Below are 16,100 nucleotides of genomic sequence, written 5' to 3' on the forward strand. Positions count from 1 at the left end.
TCGTTAGTTCTTTTCGAAGAAAAACGCCTTACGTTTTTGTTTATCGCCATTTAATTCGTTCATGGTTTCTGAGTTAAACAATTTACCGTTTACCATCGTATAGGTGACTTTATCTGTGCTGCGGATATCTGTTAATGGATCTCCATCAATAACGATTAAGTCTGCTAATTTACCCGGCTTAATTGAACCTAACTGATGATCCATGCCGAAAGTGGTTGCTGGGTTAATGGTTGCTGTTTTGAGCACATCCATATTACTCATACCACCTTGGGCGAACATCCACATCTCCCAGTGGGCCGCTAAACCTTCGCGTTGACCATGAGCACCAATATTGGCTTTAATACCTAACTCATTAAGCTCATTTGCAACACGAGCAACATTAAAGTGGTTATAGTGTTCATCTGGTGCAGTGGTTCTGCGCATTGAACGTGCATCTAGAATATCGTGAGGCACATACATGCTCAAACGCGGGTGAGCCCAAACATCTGTTTTGTCGTACCAGTAATGCTCACCCGATATACCACCATATGAAACAACAAGTGTTGGTGTGTAGTTAACTTTGGTCTGGCTCCAGAACTGTTTAATGTCACTGTAAATAGATGCGACCGGTAATGAGTGCTCTAATGTTGTGTGCCCATCTGCAGCCATGGTTAAGTTGTGTTGCAATAAACTGCCGCCCTCAGGTACTACCATCATTTCGAGTTCACGCGCAGCGGCAATAATTTGCTGACGTTGATCTCTGCGTGGTTGGTTATAACTTTTCACACTGAATGCGCCTACTTTTTTAAGACGCTCTAAATGAAATTTTGCATCATCTAATGAGTCTACGTGCGAGGTATAACCTGGTAAGTTTGCTCCATATAAAATGGTGCCTGTTGAGAAAATACGAGGTCCTACAATATTGCCTGCCTTTTGTTGCTCAGATGCGGCAAAAATCTCGGTAGTATCATTTGATGGATCATGAATTGAAGTAACCCCTAGCGACAGGCCAGAATACAACGCCCAGTTTTGCTGAGGAATAATTTCATCATCTGCCTGCCCACCATGTGCATGAGCATCAAATAATCCTGGCATAATTGTTTTGCCAGAGATATCGATAACCTGTGCGTTTTCTGGAATAGCTAATGTCGCATCACCAACCTGGCTAATTTTATTGTTTTTTACAATGACAACGCCATTGTCGATGATTTGGTCATTTTCCATGGTAATGACTTTACCGCCGACAAATACCACTGTTCCACGTGGAACATCTGCTTTATCTTTAAAGCCAATGGCTGTTACTTTCGGTTCTGCTTTTTTGTCTGATTTGCTGTATTGAGTGTCAACATCGGCTTGATATAACTCCGGGCCTAATGTCCAATACAGTTGGTTACTTTTACCGCTCCAGCTAATGCTTTCACCTGCACGGGCACTTAGTTGGCTAATTGGCAAGTTAGTCGCTTTAGGTCCAATGGCAATGGTTTCACCGTGTTTGGCAAATGGGGTTACGTAGACTCTAAATCGTTCTGCAAAGGCTAGGTGTTCACCATCTGGCGATAAACGAAACTCTGTAGCGTGGTCGCTGGTGTAGTGAGTACGCTTTTCAAAGCCATTCATACCGATTGATGCAAATTCTGGTGTTTTACCAAAATCCATAAAATACACACGGTCCGAGTCTGCGCCAAATTGTGGTTGATGACCACTGGCTGTAAGCTTAGTATTTTTGTTGCCTTTGACATCCACTTTATATAAGCCAGGCTCTTGTGACCAGGTGCGTGGCGTCATATACCCGCCACGTGCTTTGCGATAAACAATGTAGTCGCCATCTGGTGAGAAGGTTGGCTCGACATATTTACCTGGTTCGCTGGTTAATACTTTAGCTTTGCCACCACGAGCACTCACAATACTCACTGTACCTTGTTGCTGATCATTCCAGGTAGTAAATACAATATCTTTACCGTCGCGAGACCACTGCGGGAATAGCTCGTTAATATCATCTTCTAAACGAGTAAGACGCTTTTGTTTGCCGTCTTTAATATCACGGATCCAAATTTTACCTAAGGCTTCAAATACTACTTTTTCACCGTTAGGTGATACTTGAGCCATACGCAACATTTTTACGTCGAATTCATCTTGATCTAGGTTTTGTGTAAATCGTACTGCGGGTTGAATGTCGCGTTGGCCTTTAATGGTAAAAGGAATATCAATCACATTTTTTGTATCAACGTCGAGTTTATTGATTTTACCCTGCGCCCAAAACACTATGTGCTTATTGTCTTTAGTCCACGACATTGTTGGGTAAACACCATGAATCGCCCAGGTTTCTTGCATATCGCGATCAAGCTTATCGTACAGTTTTGTTTCTTCACCAGACTTTAAATCCAGTGAGTAAAGCGTTGACTGAAATCCATCGCGTTTAATATACGCTAATGTTTTGCCATCAGGGCTTGGGGTTGGACGAATTGCACCACCAGTACCTTCGATTAACACTTCAATATCGCCGGTTTGGGTGTCGTAACGCTTAATTTTATAAATACCTTTTACTGAGTCTTTTGAGTAGTGAAAGGTTTTGCCCGGTGTTGCGTCCTGGCTAAAGTAAATATAGCGGCCATCTGGCGAGTAGGCCGGCTCACCTAAATCTTTTTGCTCGTTTGGGCGCTCGGTTAATTTAACACCTTCACCGCCAGCCACGTGATACATCCAAACTTCGCCCGCACCTAAGCTGCGTGTGCCAGTAAAATGTTTACGAGCAACAAGATATTGTGAATCTGGGCTCCAAGCAGGGCTGTTAAGCAATCTAAAGGTTTCTTTGGTGACAGGGTGAGGATTACTGCCATCGGCATTCATAACCCAAATATTATCACCGCCATCCTCATCACTGGTGAAGGCAATGTATTTACCATCTGGGCTATAAACCGGCTGCATTTGCCAGGCGATACCTTGTGCAAGTGGCTTGGCCTCGCCACCTGAAATTGGCATTTGATAAATATCGCCTAATAGATCAAACACGATATGTTTGCCGTCAGGTGATACATTGACATTCATCCAGGTGCCTTCGGTAACATTGATGTCTATTTGTTGCAGAGGTGCGTTTTCTGGCGAGTTAACTTGCCATTTCGTTGCGTCATCGTCACTGGCAAAGCTTGTTGTGCTTATGCCCAGTGCTAATGCCATGGCGGTATAGAGTGGTGTTAATTTTTGTTTAGGCATAGTGGTGATTATCCGTTGTCGTTTTTATTTTCGGTGGATTTAATCAAGCTAAACACCTGTATTTGACTCCAATGTTAACTGTATTGAAATGAGAATATGGGTATTTGCTTTACTGTGTGTTGTGCTTAATGGACCCTTTATCGCATAAATTTGCCATAAGGTGTACAACAAATCTGTTTCAATTGATGACAAATCACCACACTTTAGCTGTTACTTTGGGGTGTTCTGATTGAATGGATTTTGGGATGCAGGAAAAGTTAGTCGACTGTTCTACTGGTAATGGTAACGGTATCTTGTGCTTGAATTAACCCTTCTTGAATGACTCGGCAGGTGACTCCTCCACGCCAATCAGGCAATAGTGCTTGCTCTAGGCCCGGACGAGCTATCTCCATTTTTTTGCAAGGATCAGTTTCACCGGTTATTTGTAACTGAAGGTCTGCTCCAATACAAAGTATTTTACCTACATCTGCAGCACTAAACTGATAACCGCTGATTAATAAATTAGCCCTGCGGGTTAACCAATCAAGTTGGCTATTAAGTTGCTCACAGGCAATTTGCCATTGCTGGAGTGATAATACTGTTACTTGTCGTTTTCCGGGTTTACCAAAAATGTCGTTTTCGACGCCACGGTTTAACGTCACATTGGCGCAAAAAACAGACTTCATGATGCCACGTTTTGCTGTTTTATAGGCAATACCTTCCAATGTGATGGCCATTAATTACAATCCTTTTTTGAGTAAATAGTGGTATGGGGTTTTACTTGTGTCACTGGCAACTAGGGTATGATCCATGAATTCACAAAAACTTGGAATATCTCGTGTGGTGGCTGGATCATCTGCAATGATTAGTAAGGTTTCACCATCCGCCATTTTTCGCACTGTTTTTCGGATCATCATTACGGGCTCAGGGCAGCGCAAACCAAGTGCATCGAGTTGGTGTTGTGCTTGTGTGTAAATATCGGTCATTGAATACAATCTTTATAAGCGGATCTCATTAGCGCTAATGTTACTCTTGTCATGTAATCTTGCCAAGTTTGCTGCACCAGTAATGTGATTTTGTTATTTTTAATCGTTTTTTAATTTTTATAAACCATGTTTCACGTGGAACATTAGTCAAAGCAGAAAAATTTTAAAAATAAAAAAACGAGCCAAATTGGCTCGTTTTTATGGTTACTTGTAACTGAATCTGGCTCAGTAACAAATAAAATGGTTTTTACACACGCTCAAATACTGTCGCGATACCTTGACCTAAACCAATACACATAGTGGCAAGACCAAGCGTTGCATCTTTTTCTTCCATTAAGTTGATTAGCGTCGTTGAGATACGTGCGCCAGAACAACCAAGTGGATGACCTAGTGCAATTGCGCCACCGTTAAGGTTAATCTTTTCATCGACAACATCTTGCAAGCCAAGATCTTTAACGCAAGGTAACGATTGTGCAGCAAATGCTTCGTTTAATTCGATAAGATCTAAATCGGCAATAGATAAACCTGCACGGGCTAATGCTTTTTTGGTTGCTGGTACTGGGCCATAACCCATAATAGCAGCATCACATCCGGCAACAGCCATAGAGCGAATACGTGCACGGATGGTTAATCCTAACGCGCGAGCTTTCGATTCTTCCATGACTAACATTGCTGAGGCACCGTCTGATAATGCAGAAGATGTACCTGCAGTAACTGTACCGTTTGCAGGGTCAAATGCAGGGCGTAAGCCAGCAAGAGACTCCATTGATGTTTCAGGGCGGATCACTTCGTCGGTCATCACTTTAATGAGTGCGCCATTTGCATCGTGGCCTTCAATACCCCAAATTTCTTTGGCAAAGCGACCTTCAATCGTGGCAGCATGTGCACGTTGGTGAGAACGCACTGCAAATGCATCTTGTTGCTCACGAGTAATACCGTGCATTTTACCTAACATTTCTGCGGTTAAGCCCATCATGCCAGAGGCTTTCGCTACGCGGTTGGCTAAACCTGGGTGAAAATCGACACCGTGGTTCATTGGTACATGGCCCATGTGCTCAACACCACCAATGATGAAGGTGTCACCTTGGCCAGTCATAATGGCACGTGCAGCTTGATGTAATGCATCCATCGACGAACCACATAAACGGTTTACCGTAACAGCGCCAGCCGTTTTAGGGATACCCGCTAGCAATGATGCATTACGAGCAATGTTAAAGCCTTGCTCTAGTGTTTGCTGCACACAACCCCAAATCACATCTTCGATGTCGTTTGGATCTAATTGTGGGTTGCGCACGAGTAGTGCTTTCATTAATTCTGCAGAAAGAGTTTCTGCACGTACATTTCTAAATACCCCAGCCTTTGAGCGGCCCATTGGGGTACGAATGCAGTCTACGATAACAGCTTGTTTCATGATTTAATTCCTTTCCCACTGATTAGGCTTGGTAGTAACTACCGTTTTTGGCTGCAAGTTCACGCATTGCATCGGTGACTTGGTATAAGCCGCCTAGGTGTGCATATTTGTCTGCAAGGGCAACAAAGTTTGCAACGCCCATGGTATCTAAATAACGGAATACACCGCCACGGAATGGAGGGAAACCAATGCCGTATACCAGACCCATGTCGCCTTCAGCAGGAGATGCAATAATACCTTCTTCTAAACAACGAACCGTTTCGATGATCATTGGGATCATGCAACGCGCGATGATGTCGTCTGATTCGAATGCTTTTAACTCACCAAATTCAGTGCTGAGTAATTCATAGCTTGTTGGATCGATATCTTTTTTCGGTTTACCGCGACTGTCAACCGAGTAAGCATAGAAACCTTTGGTGTTCTTTTGGCCTAGACGTTTGTTTTCAAACATAATATCAATAGCGTCTTTGCCATTTTTACCCATGCGGTCAGGGAAACCTTCGGCCATTACCGCTTGAGCGTGGTGACCTGTATCTAAACCGACTACGTCAAGTAAATATGCAGGGCCCATTGGCCAACCAAATTGTTTTTCCATGACTTTATCAACAGCGGCAAAATCTGCACCTTCAGCGAGTAGACCACTAAAGCCAGCAAAGTAAGGGAATAACACGCGGTTAACGAAGAAGCCAGGGCAGTCGTTTACCACGATTGGGGTTTTGCCCATTTTACTTGCATAGGCCACAACTGAAGCAATGGTTTCTTCTGAGCTGTGCTCACCACGGATAACTTCAACTAATGGCATTTTGTGCACAGGGTTAAAGAAATGCATACCGCAGAAACGTTCAGGCTTTTTAAGGCTTTTTGCTAGCAAGTTAATTGAAATTGTTGATGTATTTGAAGCAATGATGGCATCTTCAGATACAAAGTTTTCAACTTCAGCTAATACGGTTGCTTTCACTTTAGGATGTTCAACAACGGCTTCTACTACTATGTCGCTACCTTTAATGGCGGCATAATCAAGCGAAGGAGTGATGTTGTTAAGCACTTTTGCCATTTTTTCTGGGGTAGAGCGGCCGCGGGCAACTTGTGTTGAAAGAATTTTAGCGGCTTCATTTAAGCCAAGTTCTAACGCAGGTTGAGCGATGTCTTTCATGACAATTGGCGTGCCTTTACTGGCGCTTTGGTAAGCAATACCGCCACCCATAATACCTGCACCCAATACTGCTGCTTGATTTACATCTTTGGCCAGCTTGCTGGCTTTTTTGGCTTTACCTTTAACAAATTGATCGTTTAAGAAGATACCAATTAATGCTTGGGCAACATCGGTTTTCGCAAGTTTAATAAACGCTTGAGCTTCTACTTTTAGAGCGCCATCACGGTCTAATCCAGCAGCTTGTTCAACAACATTCACAGCCGTCATTGGGGCTGGATAATGTTTACCTGCAACAGAAAACACCATGCCTTTAGCTGTTGCAAAAGACATCATGGCTTCAAGTTTTGGCAGTTGTAATGCTGATTGTTTTTGAGTGCGACGACTTTGCCAATCAATGTTGCCATTTAATGCGTCGTGTAGCATTTGAATTGCTGCTGCTTCTAAATGTTCTGGCGCGACGACAGCATCAATTGCACCTACTTTTAATGCTTCTTCTGGACGTTGCTCTTTTGCGGTGGTTATCCACTCAAGGGCATTGTCTGCTCCGATAACTCGTGGCAAACGAACTGTGCCACCAAAGCCAGGAATAATCCCTAGTTTGGTTTCTGGTAAACCAACGCGTGCATTGGTGTCTGCAACACGTAAATCTGTGGCTAAAATCGTTTCACAACCGCCACCCAATGCAAAACCATTTACTGCAGAGGCTGTAGGAAATGGCAAGTCTTCAAGCTTATTAAATACCGCGTTAGCTTGTTCAACCCAAGCGAGTAACGTTGCATCATCTTGCTGAAATAGACTTAAAAACTCAGTAATGTCAGCGCCAACAATAAAGGTGCTTTTGGCTGATGTCAGCAATAGCGCTTTAATGTTAGTGTTTTGTTTTATGCTGTCTAATGCAGCATCTAATGAGGCTAGAGTTTCTCTGTCGAACTTGTTTACCGAACCAGGTGCGTTAAAGCACAGTTTGGCAATATTATCTTCAAGTAACTCAACCTGAATGGTAGGGCTTTGGTAGATCATTGCTTGCTTCCTTATTGCTTAAAAGCGACTTCCACATCTTATTTACTGTGCAGTTATCAAGCTCAATTCACAGCAGTGTAGGCCATCTATTGACCAATTGATTATCAGTGTGCGACTAAATGAGAAAAATTACAACACCCAATTTAAACGGCCGTTTAATTTTTTATCATCTCGCGATGAGTTTTTGAGTTTGTGATAGACTTATTGAGTTAAAACTCATCAAAGGGATTGTCTATGGATCAGTTAGCCCATCTATATCATGCGCATATTACCGAGCTTAATCGTCGTGTTGCTGAAATTTGTCAACGTGAGAGCCTTGCTGGGGTTGTAGTTCACTCGGGACAACCGCATAGACAATTTTTAGATGATTTAAATTACCCTTTTAAAGTTAACCCACAATTTAAAGCTTGGCTGCCTATTTTAGACACACCAAATTGTTGGGTGATTGCAAATGGCCAAGACAAGCCGACTTTAGTTTTTTATCGGCCCGTTGATTTTTGGCATAAAGTAAATGATGTGCCACAAGCATTTTGGACCGAGCATTTTACGATCAAGTTATTAACTAAGCCGGATCGTATCGCTGATTTTTTACCACAAGATGTCGCATCTTGGGCATATGTTGGTGAGCATTTAGATGTCGCGGACGTATTAGGCTTTACTGCTCGTAACCCTGACGCTGTGATGAATTACTTACATTATCATCGCGCTGATAAAACACAATATGAGCTCGAATGTTTACGCCGGGCGAATCAAATGGCTGTGAAAGGGCATTTAGCGGCTAAAAATGCATTTTATAATGGCGCCAGTGAGTTTGAAATTCAGCAAGGCTATTTGTTAGCAATAGGCCAAGGTGAAAACGATGTGCCTTATGGCAATATTATCGCGTTGAATCAAAATGCTGCGATTTTACATTACACCGCTTTAGAGCATAGTAAACCGGCTCAGCGTTTGTCGTTTTTAATTGATGCTGGTGCTCATTATCACGGTTATGCAGCTGATATTACGCGTACATACTCATTTGAAAAAAATCGGTTTTATGAGCTCATCATCGCGTTAGATAAAGTACAACAAACAATTATTGAGCAAATGAAACCGGGCGTAAAATATGTCGATTTACATATTGCAACGCATCATTATATTGGCCAACTATTACTCGACTTTGGTCTGGCCCGTGGGACGGTTGAACAACTTGTCGCTGAAGGCGTCACCAGTGCGTTTTTTCCACATGGTTTAGGGCATATGCTAGGGTTGCAGGTTCATGATATGGGTGGATACGCCCATGATGAGCGAGGCACCCATATCGCAGCTCCAGAGGCGCATCCATTTTTGCGTTGTACTCGTGTACTGGCGCCAAATCAGGTGCTGACCGTTGAGCCGGGTATTTATATTATTGACACCTTACTTGAACAACTTGCGCCGTCAGCAAAGCAAATGATTAATTGGCAAATGGTTGATGAGTTACGTCCGTTTGGTGGAATAAGAATAGAAGATAACGTTATCGTCCATCATAATCGGGTCGAAAACATGACAAGAGAGTTTGGTTTAGTTGATTGAATCTTATTTAGTACCCAAGGGTAACGTATTGATAGAGGAAGAGATAAAGCATAGCCGCTTTATCTCTTTGTTGTTTCATTGCCCAAACCAACAACAAATGAAGTTAGCACTTACTGACATTAAACTGCAATACCCCGGAGCAAGCCATTATTGCTATGCTTTTGTGGCTGGCAGCCCTGAAAATACGGTTGATATGGGAGCTAGTGATGATGGTGAACCGTCGGGCAGTGCCGGAAAACCCATGTTAGCGTGCCTGCAGGGAGCCAACATTGGCGAGCTTGGTGCAATTGTTGTGCGTTATTTTGGTGGAACCAAGTTAGGTGTTGGCGGTTTAGTTCGCGCTTATACTTCAGGGATTAAGCAAGGACTGCCTCAAGTACAAACGCAAATAAAACATATTCGTTATCCAGCCAGTTTGGTGTGTCATTATGCGCAATTGACTGATATAGAATATTTAGTCAATCAAAATGATGGTGTAATCGTTGATAAAGTGTTTACAGATAAGGTTGATATTCATTTTGAATTGGCCAAATCATACCATCAAGACTTTAATCAAGCTTTAGCGACCCTGACTCAGGGGCAGTTACAAGTAAAGTTTACAGTTTGAGCTATGACGAACTTATGCCAGAATGTCATTCAATTGTTAACATGGTCGCAGTACAACTTAAACAGAATCCTTAATGCAATATAAAACAATTATTAGAATCACCGGTTTGTTGATGGGATTATTTTCGATCACCATGTTGCCATCTGCATTAGTCGCAATCTTATATAAAGATGGTGGTGGTACTGCGTTTATTCAGGCCTTTGTTGTCAGTATCTTTTTAGGTTTTTTATTATGGTATCCCAATCGTCATGAAAAGGGCGATCTACGCACTCGTGAGGGGTTCTTGATCGTTGTGTTATTCTGGACAGTACTTGGGTCGATAGGTGCCTTGCCATTCATTTTTGCCAATGAACCCAACCTCAGCTGGACAGACAGTTTTTTTGAATCATTTTCAGCGCTAACGACTACGGGCGCGACCGTGATAGTTGGTCTTGATGATCTCCCTAAGTCTATTTTGTTTTATCGCCATTTACTCCAGTGGATGGGCGGTATGGGTATCATTGTACTTGCGGTGGCTATTTTACCGCTGTTAGGGATTGGTGGTATGCAGCTCTACAAAGCTGAAGTGCCGGGACCCGTTAAAGACACTAAGGTGACCCCACGAATCGCCGAAACAGCTAAGGCTTTGTGGTATATCTATTTTATGCTGACCACCTTGTGTGCTTTGGCGTTTTATTTTGCTGGAATGGATGCATTTGATGCTATTTGCCATTCATTTTCTACCATTGCTATTGGCGGGTTTTCTACTCACGATGCAAGTTTGGGGTATTTTGACAGCCCATTAATTAACGTGATTTGTGCTGTTTTCTTACTGGTTGCGGCTGTCAATTTTAGCCTTCATTTTGCGGCATTTAGTTGGCGCGGTATTAACTTTAAAATCTATTTCAAAGATGCCGAATTTAAAGTGTTAATCGCGGTCCAGCTGGTATTAACGGCCATTTGTTTTATTACCTTATATCAGTCGGGTATTTATGACTCGGCAGAACAAACTCTCGATTACGCCTTCTTCCAAGTGGTTTCAATTTCAACCACTGCGGGTTTTGGCACCGAAAGCTTTCATTCCTGGCCATTATTTCTTCCTATTTTACTGATATTTTCTAGCTTTATTGGTGGCTGTGCGGGCTCGACGGGTGGCGGTATGAAAGTCATTCGTTTAATTTTGCTGGTGTTACAGGGTTCTCGCGAGTTAAAGCGTTTAATACACCCCAAAGCCATGTACTCAATTCGAATTGGATCGAACGCACTACCAGACCGGATTATTGATGCTGTATGGGGCTTCTTTTCTGCTTACGCTTTAGTGTTTGTTGTTTGTATGGTTATTTTAATGGCTATGGATATGGACGCGATCACAGCATTTAGTGCCACCGCAGCAAGTTTAAATAACCTAGGCCCTGGCTTAGGGGATGTTGCGTCAAACTATGCCAATGTGTCTGATGGTGCTAAGTGGGTATTGGTTGTTGCTATGTTGTTTGGGCGTTTAGAAGTGTTTACTTTATTAGTGCTGTTTACGCCGACATTTTGGAAAAATTAATGATAAAAACAGTTATTTTATATTCAACAGTTGATGGGCAAACACTGGCTATTTGCCAACGGATTGGCCAATTTTTAGCTGAGAATGGGGAGCAGGTGAATATCATTAATCTCGATGATGCCAAGGCAGAGCAATTAGTGGCTGCTGATAAAGTGGTCATAGGGGCCAGCATTAGATACGGTAAGCATCGACCAGAATTATATACGTTTGCAAAGCAACACCAGGCATTACTCGACACAAAATTGAACAGCTTTTTTACTGTGAATGTTGTCGCCAGAAAACCATTAAAAAATACCCCTGCAACGAATCCTTATATGCAAAAATTTTTAACGCTATCGACTTGGACACCAAATTTACTTGGGGTTTTTGCCGGTAAAATTGATTATCCACGTTATCGTTTTTTCGACAAGGTGATGATCCGTTTTATTATGTGGATGACGAGGGGGCCAACAGACACCAATGGCACTTTTGAATTTACAGATTGGAATAAAGTTGACGATTTTGCTAAGCAAATCTCGGTGCAGAAGCGATAATCAGTAAAGCGCCTAATACCAATACTAGGCGCAATAACGGCGATGTAAAATGGATATTACTTCGGTGACCTGTTCATTTTTTAGGGTGTAATACACCACTTGCGAGCTTTTGCGTGTATTGACTAGGTCTTGAGTGCGCAATACGGCAAGGTGTTGTGATAGCGCAGACTGACTTAATGGTACGGTTTCATTTAGCTCTGTGACACTGTGTTCTTTTTCCAGCAACAAGCACAAAATCATCAGTCGATAAGGATTTGCAATTGCTTTTAGCCATTGCGCGGCTGTCTCTGCATTATTAAGCATGGTTGCTACATCAATATTTTGCTGCATGAGGGTTCCTATCGGTTGAGCGTGAGTCAGTTTAAGAATAACTGTCTATCTAACGCCATCATACTTCTGTGCCTTACAGATCTCAATTTTAACTATTAAATATATGAGCTATTTCTAATTTGTGATCATTACAAGGGATTAAAAAGCGCATTATTGGCACACTGAGGCAAATTTCGCAGTGTTGAGAACTCACCATGGCCAATATATTAGTCCTTTATTATTCTCGAGGTGGGCATACCGCTCTAATTAGCGATGCAATTGCTAAGCAAATACTCGCCAATGGTGATCAGTGTGATGTGATGAGCATTCATGAAAGCAAACAGCATCCCATCGACTGGTCAAAATACCATGCTGTTGCGCTGGGGGCGTGTGTACTTTATGGTTCATATCATAAATCTGTGTTTGAGTTTGTTCAGCAGTATCAACAGGCGTTAGCGAATATTCCAAATAGTTTTTTTTGCGTTAATGTGGTGGCACGGAATCCTGAAAAACGCATCCCAGAAAACAATAAATATCTGCAAAAGTTTTTAACACTGTCAGCCTGGCAGCCACAAGATGTTAAGATTATTGCTGGTAAAGTGGATTACCCCTCTTGGCCCTGGTACGACAGCTTAATGATTAGATTGATCATGAAGATGACTGACGGTCCAACCGATCCTACCGCTATTATTGACTACACCGATTGGGAAGATGTAAAAGCCTATGGCGACCATATTACTCAGCTAGCACAGGTTGAGTTTAGTTAATGTTTTAGCGAAATAGACTATTAATCTTGAAATGACGTCACGATAGTGTTGGAGTTATACCATTTCCATTAATTATGTGACCAATCAGAGTCGCTCAGACTGTTCAGTTTGAGGCGCATTGTTGAAATAATGGTTATTCCCTTCTAAGGCAATGCAACAAAGAAATGGACTGTCTGAGCGTCTCCTGCAAGGCGGGTTTCTGTGCCTTCTATGCTGCTTAATAGTATTTTGACGTAGAGCAACTATGCCTACAATCCTATTACTTGCCTAGAAGGCACAGAATTACCGCTGAATGACCAGATAATTAGTGGAATTGGTATTAATCGCACTCCAACACTTAAAAACCACATGCTAAAAGAAAAATGCACTCGGTTGGAACAGCTTTTCAACATCGCCAATAAACTTTTTGTTCACTAAGAATAAAATTACGTGGTCGCCTTGTTCGATTACCGTTTTATCATGGCCCATAAGCACTTCATCATTGCGCACAATTGCCCCAATGGTGGTGCCTGGCGGAAGTTTAATCTCGCCAATTTGTTTACCAACCACTTTTGAGGTGCTTGAGTCTCCGTGAGCAATCGCCTCAATGGCTTCTGCAGCCCCGCGACGTAATGAATAAACGTTACATATATCGCCTTGACGGATATGAGTAAGTAGGGCTGAAATAGTGGCTTGCTGGGGGGAAATGGCAATATCGATATTGGCTTCTTGCACGATATCGACATAGGCTTCACGTTGAATGAGCACCATGACTTTTTTAGCGCCCATACGTTTAGCAAGTAATGCCGACATGATATTGGCTTCGTCATCATTGGTAACGGCAATAAACACATCGGTTTGATCTATGTGCTCTTCAAGTAGGAGTTCCTGGTCTGACGCATCACCACAAAAAACAGTTGTTTTTTCAAGCTTTTCAGAAAGCTGCTCCGCACGTTCTTGGCGGTGTTCAATTAATTTCACTGAGTGTGTACGTTGCAATTTTTGCGCTAAACCAAAACCGATATTACCGCCGCCAGCAATCATAATATTGCGATACGAATTATCGAGTTTTTGCATTTCGCTCATAACGGCACGAATGTGACGGCTATCTGCAACGAAAAACACTTCATCGTCTGCTTCGATAATGGTGGTGCCGCGCGGCATAATGGGCCGACCTTGCCTAAAAATCGCTGCTACTCGGGTGTCAATGTTGGGCATATGTTCACGCAGCGTGGCTAAAGCATTACCCACTAATGGGCCGCCATAGTATGCTTTAACCGCCACAAGGCTTAATTTACCTTTTGCAAATTCAAGCACTTGTAGCGCACCGGGGTATTCAACCAATCTTTGTATGTAAGTGGTTACTAACTGCTCTGGAGCAATGAGCTCATCAATAATAAACCCGCCACGCGGCTTGGCTTCACTGGTTTTGATTTCACTATTAATAAACAGTTTATCTTGTAAATCTAGGTAAGCTTCTGAGCGTATACGAGCAATTTTTGTCGGTGTACCAAATAAACTGTAGGCTATTTGACAGGCAGACATATTGCATTCATCACTGTTGGTGACAGCAATAAGCATGTCGGCATCTTCAGCGCCCGCTTCTTTTAATACACTAGGATGTGCGCCATGACCAACCACAACGCGTAAGTCGAATTTATCTTGCAGCAGCCTTAATCGCGCGCGGTCGCTGTCGACTAAGGTAATGTCATTATTTTCGCCGACCAAGTTTTCGGCTAGTGTGCCGCCAACTTGCCCTGCGCCCAAAATAATAATTTTCATGGCTTTAGGTACATCCTTAAATTGCTTTGACTAGGCGCGCGTAATAAAAGCCATCCATATTGTCTTGGCCGGGCAATAGTTGCCAGCCAATATCATTGGGGTTTGTTTGCTGCGCTATGGGTACTAATTTAGCATCTGGTGTGCGCGCCAAAAACTGTTCTACTTGCTGACTATTTTCTTGAGGTAAAATAGAGCAGGTTGCATACAATAATGTGCCGCCTGGTTTTAGCCATTGCCAGCAATGATCTAAAATTTGTCGCTGCAAAGTGGCTAACTCTTCGATGTCACTGTTTTTTCGCAGCCATTTGATGTCTGGATGGCGGCGTATAACACCTGTTGCAGAACAGGGGGCATCCAGTAAAATGCGGTCAAATTGCTGGCCTTGCCACCATGAATCTATGTTGGCAGCATCGCCGTGAATAACTTGCGCTTTTAAATGCAGTCTGTCCAGATTTTGTTGTACACGAGCAAGGCGTTTTTCATCAAAATCGACCGCAACAAGGTTAATGCTTGGCGCGAGTTCTAGTAAATGGCAGCTTTTACCTCCAGGCGCGGCGCAAGCATCTAATACTAGTTCGTTTTCGACTGGCGCCAACAAGGTCGCAGCCCATTGTGCTGCACCATCTTGTACTGATGCTGCGCCTTGCATAAAGTTTGGTAAGCTAACGACATCTTTTGGGCTTTCAAGCAAAATTGAATCTGGGCTTGGACCGGCTTTGGCATGAATGTCTTGTGCTGCTAATGCGTTTAAATAAGCTTCTCGAGATTGTGATAAACGATTGTTACGCAGCCACATTGGTGGACGCTGGTGGCTTTGCTCAATAATAGTTTGCCAGTTGTCTGGATAGGCTTGTTGTAAACGCTTAATAAACCAAGCTGGGGTATTAAAGCGTAAGGTGTCTGAATCGGTATTGAGCGTAGCTTCTTGGCGTTGAATATTGCGCAATACACCGTTAACTACTTTGACTAGCCCATCAAAACGTAGTTGCCGGCAGGCTTCAGCTGTTTCAGAAATCGCGGCATGTGCAGGAATGCGGGTGAAGTAAAGTTGATAGCAACCTACAATCAACAACTGATGTAATATGCGCTGCTTACCTTTAAAGGGTTTTGATAAACAGTCGCTTACGCATTTGTCTAATTGTGGTAATTGGCGCATTACTCCGTAGCAGAGCTCGGCTAGCAGGGCTTTGTCTTTACCATTTTCAAGAAATTGCTGTTGTTCTGGCAAGGCCACTGACAGTGATATGCCTTTTTCAAGTACTTCATAAATCGCTTTAGCAGCAAGTGCGCGCACATTCAT

Annotated in this window: 13 protein-coding genes; 5 read left to right on the forward strand and 8 right to left on the reverse strand. The window is 42.8% G+C overall.

What is annotated here, in order from left to right; all coding sequences use genetic code 11:
* Positions 1–3: 3 nt before the first annotated feature.
* From K8B83_RS02230 to fadB, 5 genes are all read right to left on the reverse strand, one after another.
* Positions 4–3,189 (reverse strand): amidohydrolase family protein, encoded by a 3,186-nt coding sequence (locus K8B83_RS02230; RefSeq protein WP_188739975.1) that lies wholly within the window; start codon positions 3,187–3,189, stop codon positions 4–6.
* 257 nt (positions 3,190–3,446) lie between these two features.
* Positions 3,447–3,905 (reverse strand): MOSC domain-containing protein, encoded by a 459-nt coding sequence (locus K8B83_RS02235; protein WP_188739976.1) that lies wholly within the window; start codon positions 3,903–3,905, stop codon positions 3,447–3,449.
* Between the two features lie 3 nt (positions 3,906–3,908).
* Positions 3,909–4,154 carry a sulfurtransferase TusA gene (gene tusA, locus K8B83_RS02240; protein WP_188739977.1) on the reverse strand — a complete coding sequence of 82 codons (246 nt, stop codon included), beginning with the start codon at positions 4,152–4,154 and terminating at the stop codon, positions 3,909–3,911.
* A gap of 247 nt (positions 4,155–4,401) precedes the next feature.
* Positions 4,402–5,565 (reverse strand): acetyl-CoA C-acyltransferase FadA, encoded by a 1,164-nt coding sequence (gene fadA, locus K8B83_RS02245; RefSeq protein ID WP_188739978.1) that lies wholly within the window; start codon positions 5,563–5,565, stop codon positions 4,402–4,404.
* A gap of 22 nt (positions 5,566–5,587) precedes the next feature.
* The gene (gene fadB / locus K8B83_RS02250; RefSeq protein ID WP_188739979.1) at positions 5,588–7,738 is read right to left on the reverse strand and encodes a fatty acid oxidation complex subunit alpha FadB; all 2,151 of its coding nucleotides are present in this window, start codon (positions 7,736–7,738) and stop codon (positions 5,588–5,590) included.
* Positions 7,739–7,972: 234 nt separating this feature from the next.
* Between fadB and pepQ the strand changes: the two genes are divergently transcribed.
* The 4 genes from pepQ (at position 7,973) to hemG (K8B83_RS02270) (ending at position 11,963) form a co-directional block, all read left to right on the forward strand.
* Positions 7,973–9,292: a Xaa-Pro dipeptidase gene (gene pepQ / locus K8B83_RS02255; RefSeq protein ID WP_188739980.1), complete on the forward strand. Its 1,320-nt coding sequence runs from the start codon at positions 7,973–7,975 to the stop codon at positions 9,290–9,292.
* Complete coding sequence (locus K8B83_RS02260; RefSeq protein WP_188739981.1) at positions 9,285–9,899, forward strand: YigZ family protein; 615 nt, start codon at positions 9,285–9,287, stop codon at positions 9,897–9,899. Before pepQ ends, K8B83_RS02260 begins: the two co-directional genes overlap by 8 nt.
* A 73-nt stretch (positions 9,900–9,972) precedes the next feature.
* Complete coding sequence (locus tag K8B83_RS02265; RefSeq protein WP_188739982.1) at positions 9,973–11,430, forward strand: TrkH family potassium uptake protein; 1,458 nt, start codon at positions 9,973–9,975, stop codon at positions 11,428–11,430.
* 2 nt (positions 11,431–11,432) lie between these two features.
* Positions 11,433–11,963, forward strand: a complete 531-nt coding sequence (gene hemG, locus K8B83_RS02270; RefSeq protein WP_188740001.1) for a menaquinone-dependent protoporphyrinogen IX dehydrogenase — start codon at positions 11,433–11,435, stop codon at positions 11,961–11,963.
* A 24-nt stretch (positions 11,964–11,987) separates the two neighbouring features.
* Here the strand turns inward: hemG (K8B83_RS02270) and K8B83_RS02275 are convergent, their stop codons facing one another.
* Positions 11,988–12,293, reverse strand: coding sequence for an ArsR/SmtB family transcription factor (locus tag K8B83_RS02275; protein ID WP_188739983.1), 306 nt, complete (start codon positions 12,291–12,293; stop codon positions 11,988–11,990).
* Between the two features lie 194 nt (positions 12,294–12,487).
* Between K8B83_RS02275 and hemG (K8B83_RS02280) the strand changes: the two genes are divergently transcribed.
* Positions 12,488–13,039, forward strand: a complete 552-nt coding sequence (gene hemG / locus K8B83_RS02280; protein ID WP_188739984.1) for a menaquinone-dependent protoporphyrinogen IX dehydrogenase — start codon at positions 12,488–12,490, stop codon at positions 13,037–13,039.
* Positions 13,040–13,390: 351 nt separating this feature from the next.
* Here hemG (K8B83_RS02280) and trkA read toward each other — a convergent pair whose 3' ends face one another.
* Both trkA and rsmB read right to left on the reverse strand, forming a co-directional pair.
* On the reverse strand, positions 13,391–14,800 hold the full coding sequence (trkA, locus tag K8B83_RS02285) for a Trk system potassium transporter TrkA (RefSeq protein ID WP_188739985.1): 1,410 nt from the start codon (positions 14,798–14,800) through the stop codon (positions 13,391–13,393).
* A 16-nt stretch (positions 14,801–14,816) separates the two neighbouring features.
* Complete coding sequence (gene rsmB / locus K8B83_RS02290) at positions 14,817–16,100, reverse strand: 16S rRNA (cytosine(967)-C(5))-methyltransferase RsmB (protein ID WP_188739986.1); 1,284 nt, start codon at positions 16,098–16,100, stop codon at positions 14,817–14,819.

It is taken from the genome of Shewanella inventionis, assembly GCF_019931735.1.
In the GTDB taxonomy this organism is placed as follows: Bacteria; Pseudomonadota; Gammaproteobacteria; order Enterobacterales; family Shewanellaceae; genus Shewanella; species Shewanella inventionis.

Excerpts from the sequence above, each read along its gene's own strand:
- K8B83_RS02230 (WP_188739975.1), bottom strand. The coding sequence starts at position 3,189 with ATGCCTAAACAAAAATTAACACCACTCTATACCGCCATGGCATTAGCA.
- K8B83_RS02235 (WP_188739976.1), bottom strand. The coding sequence starts at position 3,905 with ATGGCCATCACATTGGAAGGTATTGCCTATAAAACAGCAAAACGTGGC.
- tusA (WP_188739977.1), bottom strand. The coding sequence starts at position 4,154 with ATGACCGATATTTACACACAAGCACAACACCAACTCGATGCACTTGGT.
- fadA (WP_188739978.1), bottom strand. The coding sequence starts at position 5,565 with ATGAAACAAGCTGTTATCGTAGACTGCATTCGTACCCCAATGGGCCGC.
- fadB (WP_188739979.1), bottom strand. The coding sequence starts at position 7,738 with ATGATCTACCAAAGCCCTACCATTCAGGTTGAGTTACTTGAAGATAAT.
- pepQ (WP_188739980.1), top strand. The coding sequence starts at position 7,973 with ATGGATCAGTTAGCCCATCTATATCATGCGCATATTACCGAGCTTAAT.
- K8B83_RS02265 (WP_188739982.1), top strand. The coding sequence starts at position 9,973 with ATGCAATATAAAACAATTATTAGAATCACCGGTTTGTTGATGGGATTA.
- K8B83_RS02275 (WP_188739983.1), bottom strand. The coding sequence starts at position 12,293 with ATGCAGCAAAATATTGATGTAGCAACCATGCTTAATAATGCAGAGACA.
- hemG (WP_188739984.1), top strand. The coding sequence starts at position 12,488 with ATGGCCAATATATTAGTCCTTTATTATTCTCGAGGTGGGCATACCGCT.
- trkA (WP_188739985.1), bottom strand. The coding sequence starts at position 14,800 with ATGAAAATTATTATTTTGGGCGCAGGGCAAGTTGGCGGCACACTAGCC.
- rsmB (WP_188739986.1), bottom strand. The coding sequence starts at position 16,100 with ATGAATGTGCGCGCACTTGCTGCTAAAGCGATTTATGAAGTACTTGAA.